Genomic DNA, 18515 nt, shown 5'->3' on the forward strand with positions numbered 1-18515 from the left:
AAGTTGAGCCGTAAGATTTACTTCTAACTCCTAACTTCTTACTCATAACTCTTAACTTTTACTTTAGCGCCGCAACATCTTGTATCAGTTCCAATCTGAAGGTTAAACTTCCTATTTAATCTGATCTCGCTTTTAGGAGCGTGTATAGATAGATAACTTGAAAGTTTAGCCGTGGCGGGATAGGAGTCAGTACAAATGTTAAGTCGCAAACAAATCCCTGGTGTAGTTCCTAATCAGCAGTGCGATACCTACGCGTGGTTTTCGCAACGAGCTTGGGTTGAAATTGATTTAGAGGCCTTGTCGTACAATGTAAAGCAATTGGTGCAGTTTTTATCGCCGCGTACCCAGTTGATGGCAGTAGTAAAAGCTGATGCCTATGGACATGGAGCGGTAACAGTCGCTCAAATTGCCATCCAATCAGGAGCTAGTTGCCTGGGAGTGGCTACAGTTCCAGAAGCTATTCAATTGAGAGAAGGCGGGATTCAAGCGCCCATTTTGATTTTAGGGGCAACTCATACACTAGAGCAGATTCATGCGATCGCCCAATGGAAACTTCAGCCCACACTCTGTAGCCCTAAACAAGCTTTAGTATTTTCTGATACCTTAGAATCGATGAATCATGGTTCTCCAGTGCCCGTACACATTAAATTAGACACGGGAATGTCGAGGTTGGGAACTAATTGGCAGCAAGCTGGCGAATTTGTGCAATTAGTGCAGCGCTTACCACATCTTAACATTGCCAGTATTTATTCTCATTTGGCGACAGCAGACGATCCAGATACCACGGCAATGGAAGAACAGCATAAACGATTTGAGGAAGCGATCGCTCAAATCAAAGCAATGGGAATTCAAGTACCCTGTTTGCACTTGGCAAACTCAGCTGCTGCACTCACAAATCCAGCACTGCACTACGACATGGTACGTGTAGGTTTAGCTGTTTACGGATTATATCCAGCACCGCATTTACAAAATGCAATCGACCTCAAGCCTGTTTTGGAACTTAAGGCACGAGTTACCCAAGTCAAAACAATTGCCGCAGGAACTGCTGTTAGCTACGGCCATCAATTTATTGCCCCACGTGAACTTCGCCTCGCCGTCGTGGGAATTGGCTATGCTGACGGTGTTCCCCGCAGTCTTTCCAACAAAATGCAGGCGTTAATTCGCGGTCAGCGGGTGTCGCAAATTGGGACAATTACAATGGATCAGTTGATGCTGGATGTGAGTGCCATACCCAATATCCAAGAAGGAGAAGTAGTCACCTTATTAGGGGAACAGGGAAAAGAACAAATTTCAGCGGACAACTGGGCAAAACAATTAAACACTATTTCTTGGGAAATTCTCTGTGGATTCAAGCATCGTCTGCCTCGTATTGCAGTTATGTAATTGGGTATTGGGCACTTGTACTGAGCGACTCGTGCCGAGCAAAGCCGAGGTAAGTCGAAGTATTGGCATTGGGTATTGGAAGAAGACTTACTGCAACTTTTGCTCTGCTCCGTCATTGTCCACTTCCTATTCCCAAAAATAATTTTTATGGTATGATAGTAAACTGATGCGGATGTGGCGGAATTGGCAGACGCGCTAGATTTAGGTTCTAGTTCCGAAAGGAGTGAAGGTTCAAGTCCTTTCATCCGCATTTTGATAAATCAAATTGCCTTATATAGGCTGGTAATTATACTTGAGTTAAAACTTCAAGTATAAGTACCAGCCTATTTAAATATCGCTTAAATAAAAATATGTTTCGCCAGCATAGCTTCAAATATAAGAGGATATTTGAAAAGATGTTTGTGATAGGCTATGCCTGTGAACGAGGCAGAGCAAGACTTTTAGCTTAAAAAGTCTGTTCTCCAGATGATAGCCAATGTGTAAAAGTGCATAAATTCTAGTGGATTTAATAACTGACAATTTTCGTAGGTATGAGCTGTTAAGGGCATAACGTACCATTCCGAGTATTTTCCGTGCAGTACTCTCGGCGGTAAAACACCTTACAAAAGATAAGTTTTACATTCTGCTTAATCTACATTTTTAAATGTAAATAATAAAACATACATTTATTGCTCTAATGAAAACAGTATTATTACTGATGCAAAGATGAAGCTACTCAATGCAAGCTGGCTTCATCTCGTCCTTGATTGTTTAAAAACTAGATATTTATTAAGTGTAAATACAGAAGTTCAAATATATTACCATCAACAAAATCAGTATTATTCCTGTGGTCAGATGGGGGTTACTCAATGGAAAGTGGCTTCATCTAGTCTTGACATTTTTATGTCTTATTTCTCGAAAGATGTTGATAAATCTCAGTAATACTAAGTAGATTAATCACAATTTACGAATTTACTAAGATTTGCTTATCTGAAAATAACGCTACTCCCATTGAGTTTCACCACAAACCTAGATGTAAACTGATGTACTTTCAAACACAAAAGTTTAATGCTTTTTAATTGATTTTAATTGTGGAATAACTCTACACGAATTTAGCTTACACGTATCGAATTTAGCTGGAGTAAAAGCAAAATGAGCACAACTCCTATAGGTAGCTACAGGTTGTTCCAGAAACTACATCCGCTATCTCTGTTGGCACAATTAACTAGTCGGCGTGCTACGGGTTCCTTAAGCGTATTTACCGGGCTAGTTTCTTGGTCAATCTATCTAGAGGACGGTAAACTTACTTATGCCTCCTATTCAGATAAACTATTTGAGCGCCTTGACAGTCACTTACGGCGCTTCAGTCAGCAAATTCCTACTCTCAACAGCGCTACTCGCGTACAGATACGGCTGATGTTTGAGACGAAGAATGAACATCAATTAATACCAAATGCGGATTACCAAGCTATTTGTTGGTTAGTAAATCAGGACTATATTACGTCTGTGCAAGCAGGAAGCCTGATAGATGAATTAGCAAAAGAAGTAATGGAATCATTTCTGTGTTTAAAAGAAGGTAGCTATGAATTCAGTCCAGAAAGCTCTTTAGATGAACTACCAAAGTTCTGTCATCTGGATTTACGGTTACTTGTTGAACACTGTCAAAAGCAGTTACGAAATCGGCAAAATATTCAGTCATCAATTCCGGCTGGTGGGAGTTCTCAAGTTTTTTCTTCAACACAACCTTCTCAAGTTCAGCCACAGTTGCAAATAAAGATTGGGCAAAAATTGCCAATCCCAATCAATTTTGATATTTCTGATAATAATAAAACTACTCAGCTACCTGTTGGCAAAAAACTATATACAATTGCCTGCATTGATGATAGCCAAACAGTTTTGAATTCCATCAAGCACTTTTTGGATGAAAACGCATTTTCAGTTGTAACGATCAACGATCCAGTAAAAGCTTTAATGCAAATTCTGCGGAGTAAGCCCGATTTGATTTTGCTAGATGTTGAAATGCCAAGTTTAGATGGCTACGAGCTATGTTCCTTATTACGAAAACATTCAACTTTTAAAAATACACCAATCGTTATGGTGACTGGTAGAACGGGATTTATCGACAGGGCAAAAGCTAAAATGGTCAGATCGTCAGGATATTTGACTAAGCCTTTTACACAGTCAGAATTGCTAAAAATGGTTTTTAAGCATCTTGGTTGATTGAAATAAGGCAAATAAAAATAACACAATATGTTTAATTTATTTTTTTAGGAGATTTGATAGTGAGCCTGACTTTGCTTGGCACAATTTTGATTGTAGAAGATTCTCCCAGCGAATTAGAATTAATGAGCCATTATCTCAAAGAAAGTGGTTACAACGTAATTAAAGCAAGTGGTGCAAAAGAGGGTTTAGAAAAAGCTGTGTTAGAAAAACCAGATGCGATCGTTACTGATGTAGTAATGCCAGAAATGAGTGGATTTGAATTGTGTCGTTCTCTAAGAAGAAATCCGATTACTGCAAAAGTGCCGATTGTGGTTTGTAGTTCCAAAAATCAAGAAATTGACCGTTTGTGGGCGATGAGACAAGGTGCAGATGCCTATATAACTAAACCTTACACCCGCGAACATCTCCTACGTACTATTAAATCAGTGGTAATTTGAATCAATGACTAGTACAAACATTACTCTTTCTTCAAAACCAATCCCAAATAATTTAGCAGATGGTTATCTGAAATTTCAGCTAAATCAACAAACTACTGCTGTTTTATCAATGAGGCATACGCAAGAAGCAATTCTTGTGCCTGTTGAATCTATTACGTCAATGCCCAATATGCCATCCTGCATATTAGGATTAATGAATTGGCGGAGTCGGATAATTTGGGTAGTTGATTTACCAAGAATGCTCAATTTAGAATCCCTAGATTATCGACTGCGACAGTACAATGTAATCGTTATTCAACTGGAATCATTAGTGTTGGGCTTAGTTGTACAAGAAATAAAAGGTACAACCAAGTTCATAGTTGATGATATTCATTCTCCTATCGGACAAGTGGCATCCAGTTTAGTTCCCTATTTATGTGGGTGCGTTGTGCAACAAAAAGAAATATTACTGGTATTAGATGCACAGGCAATTGTGCAGTCTTCTATTCTCCGCAGTGATTAGAGTGTACTACTAAAAAAAAGATTTTTAGTGTTCTTATTCACATACTTAGGAGAGCAACTTTTATGTTTAATAAAACCAATACGAATCAAGGTAATGGCGCTCAAAATCGAGCATCACTGATTTCATCCCAGAAAGGCATTGGGACTGTAGTAAAGCTACCAACTAAGCTGACTACTGAAACTGCTAATAATTCTTCTTTAAATCAGGGTATTGCCTATTTTACAAGGCTGGGATTGGTTAAGAAAGCGACTATTTTAGCGATCGCAATCGGTACAATACCAGTATTGGGCATCGGTGCGATCGCTTTTGGTTTTGCCAACAAATCTATTACTAAGCAAATTACCCAATCTCAACAAGCCGAAGCCACTGGCTTAAGTGATAAAGTTAACCGCTTTATGCTGGGACGCTATGGAGATATTCAGGTAATATCAAGCTTGCCATTTTTGACAAATTCTCAAGCTAGTATTAGTACTCAGGAAAAGCAAGCAGTCTTAGATCGGGTTGCCGAAGCCTACAAAGCTTATGACAGTATTGCTGTTTTCGATCGCCAAGGTAACTTGATTGTCCAGTCCACAGGTGAACCCCTGGAAAATCAAAAAGACCGTACCTATTTTCAAGACGCTTTACAAAAAGATACTCCTATCATCAGCAAACCGGAAGCAGCAAAAAATACTGGTGTCGTAAGTATTTATCTAGCCGCACCTGTGAAAGAGACAAAGACGGGCCAAACCATTGGTATGGTACAAGCACGTATGCCCGGAAAATCTTTAGAGGAAGTCATCAAAAATTACGTAGCCAACGGACAACAATACCATTTGCTCGATGCTTCGGGAACAGTTTTCTTAAGTCCTCAAAAGGAATTATTGGGGAAACAGGCCAAGGGAGAGTATTCTAATTTACCTAAACTGTTAGCAGCCAAAAAGGTAAATAGTTTTATAGAAGTTCCCAAAACTCACAAAAAACAAGAACTAGTCAGCTACGTACCAGCCAGTAAGTTAGATGGCTTACCAAATTTAAACTGGCAGGTACTTTTATCCACAGATACCGCAACTGTATTTGAACCACAAAGACAATTATTGTGGACTATAGCCATCGGCACAGCAGTCACAGCATTGATTGTGGGTGCGATCGCATCTCGGTTAGCTAAACTGACTACACAGCCAATTCTCAATGCAACTGCGGCATTAGCAAAGTTAGGTCAAGGTAAATTTAATACCCGTCTGCAAATCGAAAGAGAAGACGAATTAGGGGTATTGAGTGCAAATATCAACCTAATGGCTGAACAATTGCAGGTCTTAGTTAAGGAACAGCAACAAGAATTTGACGTTGAAGGGGCAAAATTACTAGCAGATATTACCCTACGGATTCGGAGAATTCTCAAAACTGAAGATATTTATCACGCAACAGTCAAAGAAGTTCAGCGAGCGTTAAAAACAGACCGGGTAATCATTTATAGTCTGAATCCAGTTACTTTGGCTGGCGTTGTCGTTGCGGAATCGGTAACTGGTAATTGGCCGGAAATGCTGGGAGTGCAAATTGATCACTCCTATTTCCGGAAACATTATCTAGAAAGCGATCGCAATGGACAGGTGCAAGCAGTTGCCAATATTCATCAAGACCAAAGTCTGAAAAACGCCGACGGTTACATCCAACTGTTGGAAAAATTTGCTGTCAAAGGTTATTTAATCGTACCAATTCTTGCCCAAGAAAAACTTTTAGGCTTGTTAATAGCTCATCATTGCGAAACTCCTCGTGTTTGGCAACAGCCGGAAATTGACTTGTTTCAACAGATAGCAACTCAAGTCGGCTATGCCTTAGAACAAGCCAAGTTATTAGAAGAGATAGAAAAAGTCAGAAATGTAAATGTAACTGAGTCAGACGGAATACTGCAACAACAACTTTTACAACTACTCAACGACGTAGAAGGTGCAGCTAGAGGCGACTTGACAGTGCGTGCAGACGTAACTGCTGGAGAAATCGGCACTGTTGCCGACTTTTTCAACTCCATTGTCGAAAGCCTCCGGGATATTGTTACCCAAGTTAAACAAGCTGCTATCCATGTAAATAGTGCCATTGGCTCTAACGAAGGAGCCATCCGCCACCTAGCAGAGGAAGCACTCACCCAAGCTGCCGAAATCAACCACACCCTTGATGCTGTTGACCAAATGACCCAATCAATGAAAGCTGTAGCCGAAAGTGCCGAAAAAGCTGCCTTCATTGCTAACCATGCTGCTCATACCGCCACCAATAGCGGACACGCGATGGATTTGACAGTACAAAATATCCTCTCTTTGCGGGAAACAGTGGGTGAAACTGCCAAGAAAGTGAAACGTTTGGGAGAGTCTTCGCAACAAATTTCTCGCGTAGTTTCCTTGATTAACCAAATCGCGATTCAAACCAACTTGCTTGCTATCAACGCCGGTATTGAAGCAGCACGTGCGGGTGAAGAAGGTCAAGGTTTTGCCGTAGTGGCTGAAGAAGTCGGCGAATTAGCAGTCAGGAGTGCCGCAGCAACCCAAGAAATTGAGCAAATTGTTGAAAATATCCAACGAGAAACCAGTGAAGTGGTGCAAGCAATGGAAATAGGCACTACCCAAGTGGTAGAAGGTACTCGAATTGTAGAGGAGGCGAAACAAAGTCTAAGTCAAATTTTGGATGTATCGTGTCAAATTGACTCCTTAGTGCAGTCGATTTCTACTGCAACTGCATCTCAGGTGGAAACATCGCAAAGTGTTAGCCAATTGATGAAAGATATCGCTGCTATATCACAACGCACCAGCGATTCTTCTCACCAAGTTTCCCAATCTCTGCAACAAACTGTGGACATTTCCCAGCAGTTGCAAGAGACTGTCGAGGCTTTCAAAGTTAGTTAAGTTTGTCATTTGTCATTTGTCATTTGTCCTTTGTCCTTTGTCCTTTTACTAATGACCAATGATCAATGACTTTTGTTATTTGTCTGTTGTCATTTGTCCTTTGTCCTTTTACTAATGACCAATGACCAATGACTAATGACTTTTGTTATTTGTCCGTCGTTATTTGTCCTTTGTCCTTTTACTAAGACCAATGACTAATGACTAATGACTAATGACCAATGACCAATGACCAATGACCAATGACTAAGGACAAAAACCATGCTACAAGACAAAGAACTAGAAATCCAGATGCAGTTTCTGGAAGAAGCAACAGATTACTTAAATACCTTAGAAGGGGTCTTGCTAGAAATTGATACTAGTAACCGTATCGATTTGGATAAAATCAATGCTGCACTCCGGGCTACTCATTCTATTAAAGGTGGTGCAGCGATGATGGGATTTAAATCGCTAAGTGATTTATCACACCGTCTAGAAGATTCCTTTAAAGTTTTAAAAACTAAAAAAAATTCTTTAGAAATTGATACTCAGTTGCAAAGTTTATTGCTATCTGGAGTTGACTGGCTGCGTCAAATTGTAGAATTGCTTGCAGAAGGGAATGTTGTTGAAGACCAGTGGTTAGCAACTTTTTGTTACCCAATTTTTGATGAGTTGCACGATCGCTTGGGCGACCCCACCCCTGAGGATGCCTCAACCATGCTATCCCCAGAGGATGGACAAGACGTTATCCCTTTGCTATTTGCCACAGAAGTAGAAGAGTGTTTGCAGCGTCTAGAATCTATATTGGCAGATAGCGAACAAGCTGGATTGCATGAAGAAATTGCGATTCTGGCAGCTGAATTAGGTGGTTTAGGGGAAATGCTCCAGCTACCAGCTTTTAGCAAACTTTGTGAGTCAGTAACGCAGCTATTGGAAACTGCTAGTAGCTCTCGCATTCCCGAAATTGCCCAGTTAGCATTGCAAGCATGGCGGCGATCGCAAGCTTTGGTGCTGACGAATCAGTTAGATAACTTGCCTACAGAAATTGACTTGAGTAGTTCTACGCAATTTCAGCCACTATTACCCGCAGAAGTGATACCACAGCTTTTCCCCACAGATGTCATTGACACAGAAGTAGTGTCAACAGCTGTTTGGCAAGCAGAGATCACTCCAGAAACTTGGACTAAAGATGAAGCAATCGCAGCTAATTTTACATTTATAGATGCAGAATTTGCCGATGAGCTAAATGCTGTCAATGTCACCGAGTACAATACAATATTTGCTAGAGAAGATAATACTTCAGAGTCCAAATTTAGCGAAGGCAAAGGAGAGCCAGCTGCCGTTGGTAAAGAACGAGAAATTCATGAAAATAGCGTCCGAGTTCCTAGCAAACAACTAGAGCAAATTAATGATTTATTTGGCGAACTGATTGTTCAGCGCAATGGGTTAAACTCACAACTAGAAAGATTACGCAAACTCGTTCGTAACCTCAACCAGCGAGTCCAAGTTCTCGACCGCGAAAACCAGGAATTACGTATAGTCTCCGACAAAATTTCCACTCAAGCTACTATGTCGAATGGGGCACAGATGCAAGCTGGGAATGGCCACCAAGTACAAGGTACAAACACAGAATTTGATGCCTTAGAAATGGATCGCTATAACGAATTAAACCTGCGATCGCAGGAAGTTATGGAAACCATTGTTCAGGTACAGGAAGTTACAACAGATGTGCAACTCAGTGTAGATGATACAGACCATATTGCTCGGAAATTAAACAAAACATCGAAACAATTACAGACAAAGCTAAATCACATCCGAATGCGACCGCTATCCGATTTAGTGGAACGTTTTCCGAGAGCTTTACGCGATTTAAATGTCGAGCATGGGAAAAATGTTCAGTTAAAAATTGAAGGTGGCAACACTTTAATTGAACGCAGCATTTTAGAAGCTTTGAACGAACCTTTAATGCACCTATTAAGGAATGCTTTCGATCATGGGATTGAAGACTCTACTACGCGTCGCCTTTTGGGTAAACCAGAACAAGGATTGATTGAAATTACAGCTACTCACCGCAGTAACCGCACCATCATTACTATCCGTGATGATGGTTGGGGCATTTCTCTGGAGAAAATTCGCACCCGCGCTCTAGCTATGGGATTGGATGTTTCTTTAGTCGCTAATGCTAGTGATGAAGAACTATTATCACTAATTTTTGAACCAGGTTTTACCACCTCCGAGCAAGTCACAGCATTATCTGGTCGCGGTGTCGGTATGGATGTGGTTCGCAACAACCTCAAATTGATTCGAGGAGATGTGAAAGTTGATACAGAACCAGGAGTTGGTACTACCTTCACCCTCTCAGTACCCTTTACACTTTCCGTTGCCCGAGTTCTGCTGGTAGAAATCAACAAAATTCTATTAGCATTTCCTACAGATGTCATTTCAGAAATATCTTTACTGCAAGACGAGCGAGTTTTCGAGATGGCTGGTAGCGAAGTTTTAAATTGGCAAGGAACCATGCTGCCACTGATTCGCTTAATTCGTTATTTAGAGTTTAATTGCCTACACTACAATAACCCAGAGTTGGAAATTCCGGCAGCCATTAGTACTAACAGTGTGTTAGTAGTCAAAGGTAATAATCAGCCAGTTGCAATCCAAATAGATCGTTGCTGGGGCGAACAAGAAGTTGCGATTCGCCAAGTTGAAGGGAATATACCTTTACCTGAAGGCTTCAGCAACTGCACAATTCTCGGTGATGGTCGAGTTGTGCCACTAGTTAATGTGAATGAGTTGCTGTATTGGATTGCTACCAATCCGCGGACTTCCAGAGGCACTCAATTACCATCAGCAAGGTTAAAAACACCGTTCTTAATATTTGATGAAGACAAAATATCAGCAGCATCTATTAAGCAGAAAGGTACAATTTTAATCGTAGATGATTCAATTAATGTCCGCCGCTTTTTAGCCCTGACCCTTGAAAAAGGAGGGTATCAGGTAGAGCAAGCTAAAGATGGTCAAGATGCCTTAGAAAAACTCCATAGTGGATTGAGAGTTGAGGCGGTAATTTGCGATATTGAAATGCCTCGCCTTGATGGTTATGGCTTTTTAGGTAAGATAAATTCAGATGTTGATACAAAAAATATTCCTGTGGCGATGCTGACTTCTCGTAGCAGCAATAAACATCGGCAACTAGCTATGCAATTGGGGGCACGGGCTTACTTTTCTAAACCTTATAACGAGCAAGAATTACTCCAAACGCTGGAGGAGATAATTCGTAATGTGGCAGAAAAGGTAGCTTCTAATTAAAAATTGATAATTCATAATTAGGTTTCAGATATTTTCGTAGGGTGCGTTACGCCAAAGGCAGAGGCTAGCGCCAAGGGGGTTTCTCCCATGAGCGACTGCTGTTAGCGTAGCGTTAGCGAGGTACGAGCGTCACCTGAAGGGGTTGCCGCAGGCTACCGCAAAGGATGCAAAGAAAGGACAATCAATAAAAAACTCCACACCACTTGCGGGATGGAGTTTTTGAACATGGGGAAGAAGTTACCAATGCCCTGTTTGGCCCAAGCGACGGGGCGACTATCCTTCTCCACGCCACTTGCAGGATGGAGTTTCCCGTCGCTTTCAATAAAACCTCTTCACATATTCGGACACCCTGGCATGTTATCTCCAAGCAGCAATCGTGCCAGACTGGGTAAAGCTTCACCATAGCTGGGATGGATGTGAACCGATCGCTCTAACAACTGCCAAGTTGCTCCTGCTTCGATCAGGGATAAAAATACATGCACCAGTTCAGCAGTTTCGTACCCCACCAGGGTTGCTCCCAGGATTTTGTCTGTGTCGCTGTCGATCACCATGCGATAAAATCCGAGGTCATGCCCCCACTCGATCGCACGCGCAATTTGGCTCATGGGTAATGTGACAGCACGCGCGTTGATGCCTTGTTTCTGAGCCTGTTCTAACGTCATACCCACTCGCCCCACTTGGGGTTCTGTGTAGATCGCATAGCCAAGGACGCGATCGCTCCGTGTCCGGTTTTCTCCACACAAAATTGCTTTTAAGCGGCGATAGTCCTCCCACGAGACGTGCGTAAAGGCAGGCTGTTTGGCAGCATCCCCGATCGCATAGACTCCAGAACAGGTAGTATGGAACTGCTCATCAATTTTGATAAACCCTCGATCGTCTAGCTCAATTTTGCTGGCGGCTGCATTTAATCGACTTGTATTAGGTTTCCGTCCAATCACAACCAGCAACGCTTCTCCTTGGAGTTGTTCGCCACTGCTCAGGGTCAGCCTAAATACGTTACTCTCGTGGGCGACGTGATTCACATTGACTCCAAAGTGGAGCTTAATCCCATCCTGTTTTAATGCTTCTGCTAAGACCTTGCTGACATCAGCCTCTTCCCGATCGAGGACGCGATCGCCCCGCACAATTAAGTTGGTCTGACTGCCCAAACGCGCTAGTCCTTGTCCCAATTCCAAGCCAATATAGCCGCCTCCAATCACCAATAAACGGGCTGGTAAGGTGTTCAAGTCAAAGAAGTTGCGGTTGGTCAGGTAGGGAGTTCCTGCAAGTCCGGGAATATCAGGAATCAGCGATGACGTGCCTGTGTTAATGATTACCAGAGGAGCCTGAAGGGTAACATCCCCACCTTTGACCGTCCGTTCACCCACAAAAGAAGCTTCGGCACAAATGACTTTGACACCCGCAGTCTCCAATCGCTTGCGAATCCCCTGATTAAAGCTGCTGCGGATTCCCCGAACTCGCTCCATAACAGCGGGAAAATCTATTTTCACCTCCGTGTGGATGCCTAACTTCTTGCCCTGGCGCGCCCGCCCTGCTGCATGAGCCGCAGCTAAGAACGCTTTAGACGGAGTGCAGCCATAGTTGATGCAACTGCCGCCTAAAGCATCCCGCTCAAACAAGACAACCTTACGCCCCTCATTGGCAAAATCAGCCGCCAGTGGAATGCCTCCTTGACCACTGCCGATTACAATGACATCTGCTGTTTCCATCAGTGCTAAACTCCTTATAAATTCTGACTTCTGACTCCTGGGTGCTGAATTATTACGAGTTGATGATAGTCTGATTGATCATTCGAGGATTTCTTGGGTTCCAATTAGGTGTTCTTATTCTTCAACCCTGATTCCAGTCAAACCACTCAAATTATTTGAGTTAAAATTCAACTTATCAGGTTGTGCGTGGTATTCGTGATATTCTCTGTGAAAAATTGGAAAAGGTATTGAGCCGAGAAATTTCTATATCAATTCAATTTGTAGTGAATTTATGGTAACTGTGACACTGACGGCTGTTGCTACTGCGATCGCAACTACGCTTTGGACTAAAGCACAGGAGAAAATCGGCGAAAACATTGGTGATGCTACATGGACGCTAGGTGGTAAGTTAATCGGATTACTCCGCCAGAAGAATAAATCGCCATTACTCACTAGTACTGTTGAGGGAAATGAACCGCAGCGATTAGATTATGGTCAAGCAGTGCTGGAACTAAAAGCAGCCGCAGACACAGACCCAGAAATTGCTCAAGCTGTTGTAGAAGTGGAAGCAGCAGTTAAGAATGACCAGTCTGAGAATGCTAAGGAAATTCAAAAATTAGCAGATGAAATCAAGTCACAGCCCTCAGTTATTAACAAGTTTGCAAAATTAGCAGAGGAAATAAAAGCAGAGAAAGGTGCAATGGTTGCCCTGATGTGCCTGTCCACATCCGTTGGCAGGTAGAAAAAAGTTTAGTGGAAATAGGCACAGGCAATCAAATGGCGATTGCTGCCTTAGTACAACTGCTGCAATCAAATGATGTGGATAAGAACAACCATAGTAATGCAGCCTATAGCTTAGGGGAAATAGGCACAGGCAATCAAATGGCGATTGCTGCCTTAGTACAACTGCTGCAATCAAATGATGTGGATAAGAACAACCATAGTAATGCAGCCTATAGCTTAGGAAAAATAGGCACAGGCAATGAAATGGCGATCGCAGCCTTAGTACAACTGCTGCAATCCAAAGATGTGCATAACTACACCTGTATGGAGGCAGCAGAAAGCTTAGGAAAAATCGGCACAGGTAATGAAAAGGCAATCATAGCCTTGGTACAACTGCTGCAATCACCTGATCTGGATCGCCGCACTCGTAGGCAGGCAGCAGAAAGTTTAGGAAAAATCGACCCTGGCAATAAAATTGCAATTGCAGCCTTAGTGCAGTTGTTGCAATCAAAAGATATGTCTGACTCCAGTCGTATACAGGTAGCAGAAAGCTTAGAGATTATCAATCCTGGCAATAAAATTGCGATCGCAGCCTTAGTGCAACTGTTGCAATCAAAAGATGTGTCTAACTCTACCCGTAGGCAGGCAGCAGAAAGTTTAGGAAAAATCGACCCTGGTAATGAAATGACGATCGCAGCCTTAGTGCAACTGCTGCAATTAAATAGTGTGGATTCCGACACACGTAGGCAGGCAGCATATAGCTTAGACAAAATCGACCCTGGCAATGAAATGGCGATCGCAGCTTTGGTAGAACTGTTGCAATCACCAGATGTTGATTATGACATACGTATACAAGTAGCAGAAAGCTTAGGGATTATTGATCCTGACAATAAAATTGCGATCGCAGCCTTGGTACAACTGCTGCAATCAAATGATGTGTCTAACTCCATCCTTAGGCAAGCAGTATCAAACTTAGGAAGAAATAGGCACAGGCAATGAAAAAGCGATCGCAGCCTTGCTACAACTCCTACAATCACCAGATGTGGATTTCTACACCCGTAGCCAGGCAGCAAAAAGCTTAGGAAAAATCGACCCTGGCAATAAAATTGCGATCGCAGCTTTGGTACAACTGTTGCAATCAAATATCAAGGATTACATCACCTGTATGCTGGTAGCATCTAGCTTGAGCGAAATTTTACATAATAATCAAGATCGCTTTGCGGTAGTCAAAGCTTTAAGTGGTTATTGGCGATTCGATTATCATTGCTACAATGTAATTTGGAATTGCGCCCAGAATTTGCCTTACCCCGATTTCTATCAAGCTTGGCATCAGCATAATGTTGCTACTCGTACAATGCGAAGCTTAAAGAAAATCCTCTTCACAAGAATAATTTAAATACTTTTGCAGCAGCGACGTTATAAATGAAGTTCGCGTGGTAACAACAGCTTGCTATTTGTTACCAACACAGAAGCAAACGTTCAGAATAAAGTTATTGTCGTTACTACAGCTTGTCGTTTGTTACCAACACAAGTTGTTTCGTTAAGAACGCTTATCCGTTAGTAAAGACAACTTAAAGTTCGTTACCAACACAAGTTGTTTCGTTACGAATGCTTAGCCGTTGGTAACGACAACTTATGCGTTCGTTAACAACACAACTTGTTTCGTTCAGAATGCTTATCCATTTGTGACAAAGCTTATGCGATCGTTACCACAGTTTAAGTAAAACTTATCAATATAAATCTTATACTATTAACAGCACAACTCAGATTCACGAGAATGAAAGCAATTAAAGTCAAGGGAACTGTGAACGAATTGGTCAAATTTCTTTAGACAAGCCCTTGACTATAGAAAAACACAGGCGCGTCCGAGTCATTGTCCTAATTACGAAAGAGGATGATGAATTTATGGAGTCTGCAAGTGAAAGTTTTCGTCAAGGCTGCTGCGATGACTGGAAATACTGTACCTATCTCTCAACCTTGGGAAGGGATTGATGCAGAATGAACTACTCTTGATGAAGGTAACAACTGCTGCAAAAGTTTCAGAGGTTTTTTATGAACAAGAGAGTAACAGTTGTATTTGATGGGGGTGTTTTGCGCCCAGATGTCCCTTTGGACTTGGCACCTAACACGCGTTATATAATTACAATTCAAGAGTTGCAAGAACCATTACCATCAGGTGATGCTTGGGATGTACTAGAGGCGATGACGGGAACTGTTGATGCACCCCATGATTGGTCTAGCGAACACGATCATTATTTGTATGGTACACCAAAGAAGGCAACTCCAGACAATCCATGAGTGATGAGCGCTTATTTTTGGATACAGTATTTATCCAGGCTCTGTTGAATAAACACGACCAGTATCATTATCAAGCTAAAACATTTCTGCCAAGAGTAAGAGCAGCAAAGGCTGTTTGGATTACAGAAGCGATATTGGTAGAGGTTGGTAATGCTTTAAGTGCTGTGAATCGTCCAGGTGCGGCGCAATTTATCCAGCAGTGTTACAAGACAGCTAATTTACAAATAGTAACCGTGGATACATCATTGCTTGCCCGTGGGTTACAACTTTATAGCGAACGTCCTGATAAAACTTGGGGTTTGACAGACTGCATTTCTTTTACAGTGATGTGGGAAAAAAGTTTGACTGATGCGGTAACTGCTGATTTGCATTTTGTGCAAGCTGGTTTTCGGGCATTGTTGCGGGAGTAATTGATGGAAAGACACTTATAGTTTTCAGAGGAGTTTTAGGTGACAAAAAATAATAAAAAAAACGCTATCGCTCAAGCTATTTCCACAGCCGTTGCTCTGGGTTGGGTGATAATGCAAGTGGAATCAGCCCAAGCTGCTACTTTGACGGTTAACAATCTTGATGACAGTGGCTTTGGCTCATTGCGAGACGCTATCAACACTGCAACTAGCAATGATGTAGTAGAGTTCCTATTGGGTAGTAATCCCAGTACAATTACCCTGACAAGTGGGGCACTTGCGATGCCTGCGGCAGGCTACGCCTACGCTAAAAATCTCACTATTAATGGCCCAGGTGCTAACTTACTTACCATCAGTGCCAATAATCAATTCCCCGTGTTTAACATTAACGCCGCCAATGTTACGTTTTCTGGGCTAGCGATCGCTGGTAATTTCAATGCTTACAATTCTAGTAACCTAACCTTTACCAATAGCACTGTTAGCGGCGACAATTTTAAGATAGATAGTAACTTAAGACTTATCAATAGCACTATCAGCAGCAATAATATTGAAATTAATGCTAGTGATGTGGTGACGCTCACCGAGCATAGTCACTTAGTTAGTAGCAACAATACTGAGATTAATACTAGTAAACTGATTGTCCAAGATTATAGTAGCATCGGGACTCCCAACGGCATCATCAACAGCGGCACTTTAAATATCTCTACTGCTAATCTTGGTTTAAATAATAACGTGGAAATTAACGCTGGTAGCAATAATTTAGGATTAGGAGGCAACATAACTATTACAACCCCTAACCTGATTCTGAGAAGAGTACCCGAACCAAGTGCGATCGCTGCTGGTAATATTAATTCAGGAGCAGCAGGCAACATAACTATCAGCTTTGGTACTTTGATATTGAAACCTGGTGCTATTATATCGAAACCAGTACCCGAACCAAGTGCGATCGCTGGTACTATACCTGCTGGTAGTCTGGCTTGGCTGGCGAAGAGAAAGCAAGCAGCATTTCGCAAGGCGAAGGTATAATTACGTATTAAAATAAATTCGCAAATAAATTTAAATACTTAGCCCGCGCACGTGGGCTAAGTATTTTATGGGCAATTAGTCAAATGTAATATCAATTACCTGCAACTAAAATACTTCCAGGAACCTTTATTAAGCCTCGACTTTTACACCCTTCCAGAAGGCGACATAACCTTCAATATTCTTAGCCTTCTCCTTAGCGCTGGGATAATACCAAGCAGCATCTTTATTGACTTGCCCATCAACTTCAATACTGTAGTAACTGGCAACACCTTTCCAAGCACAAGTAGTGTGAGTGTTGCTTTCAGTAAAGTACTGTTTGTTAACGGTGTCAACAGGGAAATAATGGTTGCCCTCCACAACTACAGTATTATCACTCTCGGCTAAAACAGTTCCATTCCAAATTGCTTTCGGCATAAATGACTTTGTAAATAAACTATACATATAACATTTTGACACTATTAGCTTACTTATAGTGAATTTATGGAACCCGTGACGCTGCCAAAATAGTTCAGATGTCACGAAAAGGCAATGAGTTGCAGGATTTCCCTCTAGATATTAATTGCAATCACTTTTTTTTATCAATTGGAAAATTAAAAGCATTTGCTTCCATCATCAAGATTTTCTAGCATATTGGTATGGAAAGTTAATTAGCCAAAACAAAGTTGGATTTCGGTTAATAGCCTTAAGCAAAAAATCTCTAGATATGTGGATAGGCGATGCCTGCGGCGAACTACGCTAATGCATCTTCTAAAAATACTTGTTAGCTAAAGATTCTCTTTAGCATATCTTTGCCTCTTTGAAGTTATTACTAAACTTTCTCCTAATTCCCCACTTTTCCAATTGGGGTGAATTTAACTCACCAGTTCGGGTAAATGACAAATCAACCCATCAGGTAAACGTCCGATAAAAGATTGAGATTAATAAAACAGTGAACTCTATTACTAGAGGATACTGATTGCACTTTCTTCAGTTGAATATAACTCTATTAAATTCACAACCTTGCTCAATTCTGCACTTATCATTACTTCTATGGCTTTTATACCTAAAATTGCTGGCGCTCAAACAGTTAATACGAACAATGGTGGTGGACAAATAAATACAAATATCAACTCTAATACTTTACGTAAAAATTCTACAGATACTAAATATTTGCAACCCTTCAATATTGCTTTTCTAGCTTATCAAGGTTATTTAAAAGATCAGGGTATTCCTAGTGGGGACACTTTGTTATTCAAATACCAAACTGGATACTTGACTGCGAAAGATGTGGTTCAGGCTGCTATCAGGGCTAATAAGTTACCAGCGCAAGTTTTGAACGATCGAAGTTACGTCAACGCAGTCGAGTTACAAATGACATCCTTTGGGGATACTAATGATTCACAATAGACAATTTAGGAGTGCTAGAATCAATCTCTGCATCTCCCTATAACTTTAGTATTTCTCTAATAAAAGCTTTACTTCTACATCCAATTCCCAATCTTTCATGGCTTCCACAACAACGAAAAGCACCACTCACAATACTGTTTGGTTAAAACAAGAGACGCGATGAATCGCCGTCTCTACAATAATCAGTCTTTTTTTTCTGACTTTCTTAAATGCTTTGTTTGCAGCATTGGTGGATTTATCCCGCTTTTGAGTTAATTAGGTTTGAAATCAAGTCGCATACAGGGTTAGAATAACTAAAAAGATCAGGA

15 protein-coding genes and 1 tRNA gene are annotated in these 18515 nt (G+C 41.4%); 14 read left to right on the top strand and 2 right to left on the bottom strand.

Annotated features, from left to right (window positions below; genetic code table 11):
- Positions 1-195 precede the first annotated feature (195 nt).
- The 7 genes from alr (at position 196) to NLP_RS10625 (ending at position 10679) form a co-directional block, all read left to right on the top strand.
- Positions 196-1383: an alanine racemase gene (alr, locus tag NLP_RS10595; protein ID WP_104906378.1), complete on the top strand. Its 1188-nt coding sequence runs from the start codon at positions 196-198 to the stop codon at positions 1381-1383.
- A gap of 168 nt (positions 1384-1551) precedes the next feature.
- A tRNA-Leu gene (locus NLP_RS10600) sits at positions 1552-1633 on the top strand.
- An 881-nt stretch (positions 1634-2514) separates the two neighbouring features.
- On the top strand, positions 2515-3582 hold the full coding sequence (locus NLP_RS10605; RefSeq protein WP_104906379.1) for a response regulator: 1068 nt from the start codon (positions 2515-2517) through the stop codon (positions 3580-3582).
- A gap of 62 nt (positions 3583-3644) precedes the next feature.
- Positions 3645-4022, top strand: a complete 378-nt coding sequence (locus NLP_RS10610) for a response regulator transcription factor (RefSeq protein ID WP_069071198.1) — start codon at positions 3645-3647, stop codon at positions 4020-4022.
- A gap of 4 nt (positions 4023-4026) precedes the next feature.
- Positions 4027-4524 (top strand): chemotaxis protein CheW, encoded by a 498-nt coding sequence (locus NLP_RS10615; RefSeq protein WP_104906380.1) that lies wholly within the window; start codon positions 4027-4029, stop codon positions 4522-4524.
- Positions 4525-4586: 62 nt separating this feature from the next.
- Positions 4587-7397, top strand: coding sequence for a methyl-accepting chemotaxis protein (locus NLP_RS10620; protein ID WP_104906381.1), 2811 nt, complete (start codon positions 4587-4589; stop codon positions 7395-7397).
- Between the two features lie 258 nt (positions 7398-7655).
- Positions 7656-10679 carry a hybrid sensor histidine kinase/response regulator gene (locus NLP_RS10625; RefSeq protein ID WP_104906382.1) on the top strand — a complete coding sequence of 1008 codons (3024 nt, stop codon included), beginning with the start codon at positions 7656-7658 and terminating at the stop codon, positions 10677-10679.
- Positions 10680-11011: 332 nt separating this feature from the next.
- Here NLP_RS10625 and NLP_RS10630 read toward each other — a convergent pair whose 3' ends face one another.
- Positions 11012-12388, bottom strand: coding sequence for a dihydrolipoyl dehydrogenase family protein (locus NLP_RS10630; protein ID WP_104906383.1), 1377 nt, complete (start codon positions 12386-12388; stop codon positions 11012-11014).
- 271 nt (positions 12389-12659) lie between these two features.
- Between NLP_RS10630 and NLP_RS10635 the strand changes: the two genes are divergently transcribed.
- From NLP_RS10635 to NLP_RS10660, 6 genes are all read left to right on the top strand, one after another.
- Entirely contained in the window at positions 12660-13109 is a 450-nt protein-coding gene (locus tag NLP_RS10635; RefSeq protein WP_104906384.1) for a hypothetical protein, read from the top strand.
- Entirely contained in the window at positions 13082-14089 is a 1008-nt protein-coding gene (locus NLP_RS10640; RefSeq protein ID WP_234017273.1) for a HEAT repeat domain-containing protein, read from the top strand. The genes NLP_RS10635 and NLP_RS10640 overlap by 28 nt, the downstream gene beginning before the upstream one ends.
- Before the next feature lie 16 nt (positions 14090-14105).
- Positions 14106-14486: a HEAT repeat domain-containing protein gene (locus NLP_RS34825; RefSeq protein ID WP_234017274.1), complete on the top strand. Its 381-nt coding sequence runs from the start codon at positions 14106-14108 to the stop codon at positions 14484-14486.
- Between the two features lie 656 nt (positions 14487-15142).
- Complete coding sequence (locus tag NLP_RS10650) at positions 15143-15388, top strand: antitoxin family protein (protein ID WP_104906385.1); 246 nt, start codon at positions 15143-15145, stop codon at positions 15386-15388.
- Positions 15385-15798 carry a type II toxin-antitoxin system VapC family toxin gene (locus NLP_RS10655; RefSeq protein ID WP_104906386.1) on the top strand — a complete coding sequence of 138 codons (414 nt, stop codon included), beginning with the start codon at positions 15385-15387 and terminating at the stop codon, positions 15796-15798. Before NLP_RS10650 ends, NLP_RS10655 begins: the two co-directional genes overlap by 4 nt.
- Positions 15799-15837: 39 nt before the next feature.
- On the top strand, positions 15838-16821 hold the full coding sequence (locus tag NLP_RS10660) for a hypothetical protein (protein ID WP_104906387.1): 984 nt from the start codon (positions 15838-15840) through the stop codon (positions 16819-16821).
- 129 nt (positions 16822-16950) lie between these two features.
- Here the strand turns inward: NLP_RS10660 and NLP_RS10665 are convergent, their stop codons facing one another.
- Positions 16951-17235 carry a DUF427 domain-containing protein gene (locus tag NLP_RS10665; RefSeq protein ID WP_104906388.1) on the bottom strand — a complete coding sequence of 95 codons (285 nt, stop codon included), beginning with the start codon at positions 17233-17235 and terminating at the stop codon, positions 16951-16953.
- Between the two features lie 615 nt (positions 17236-17850).
- Between NLP_RS10665 and NLP_RS10670 the strand changes: the two genes are divergently transcribed.
- Positions 17851-18207, top strand: a complete 357-nt coding sequence (locus NLP_RS10670; RefSeq protein WP_234017275.1) for a hypothetical protein — start codon at positions 17851-17853, stop codon at positions 18205-18207.
- Positions 18208-18515: the final 308 nt, after the last annotated feature.

Source organism: Nostoc sp. 'Lobaria pulmonaria (5183) cyanobiont' (genome assembly GCF_002949795.1).
GTDB lineage: Bacteria > Cyanobacteriota > Cyanobacteriia > Cyanobacteriales > Nostocaceae > Nostoc.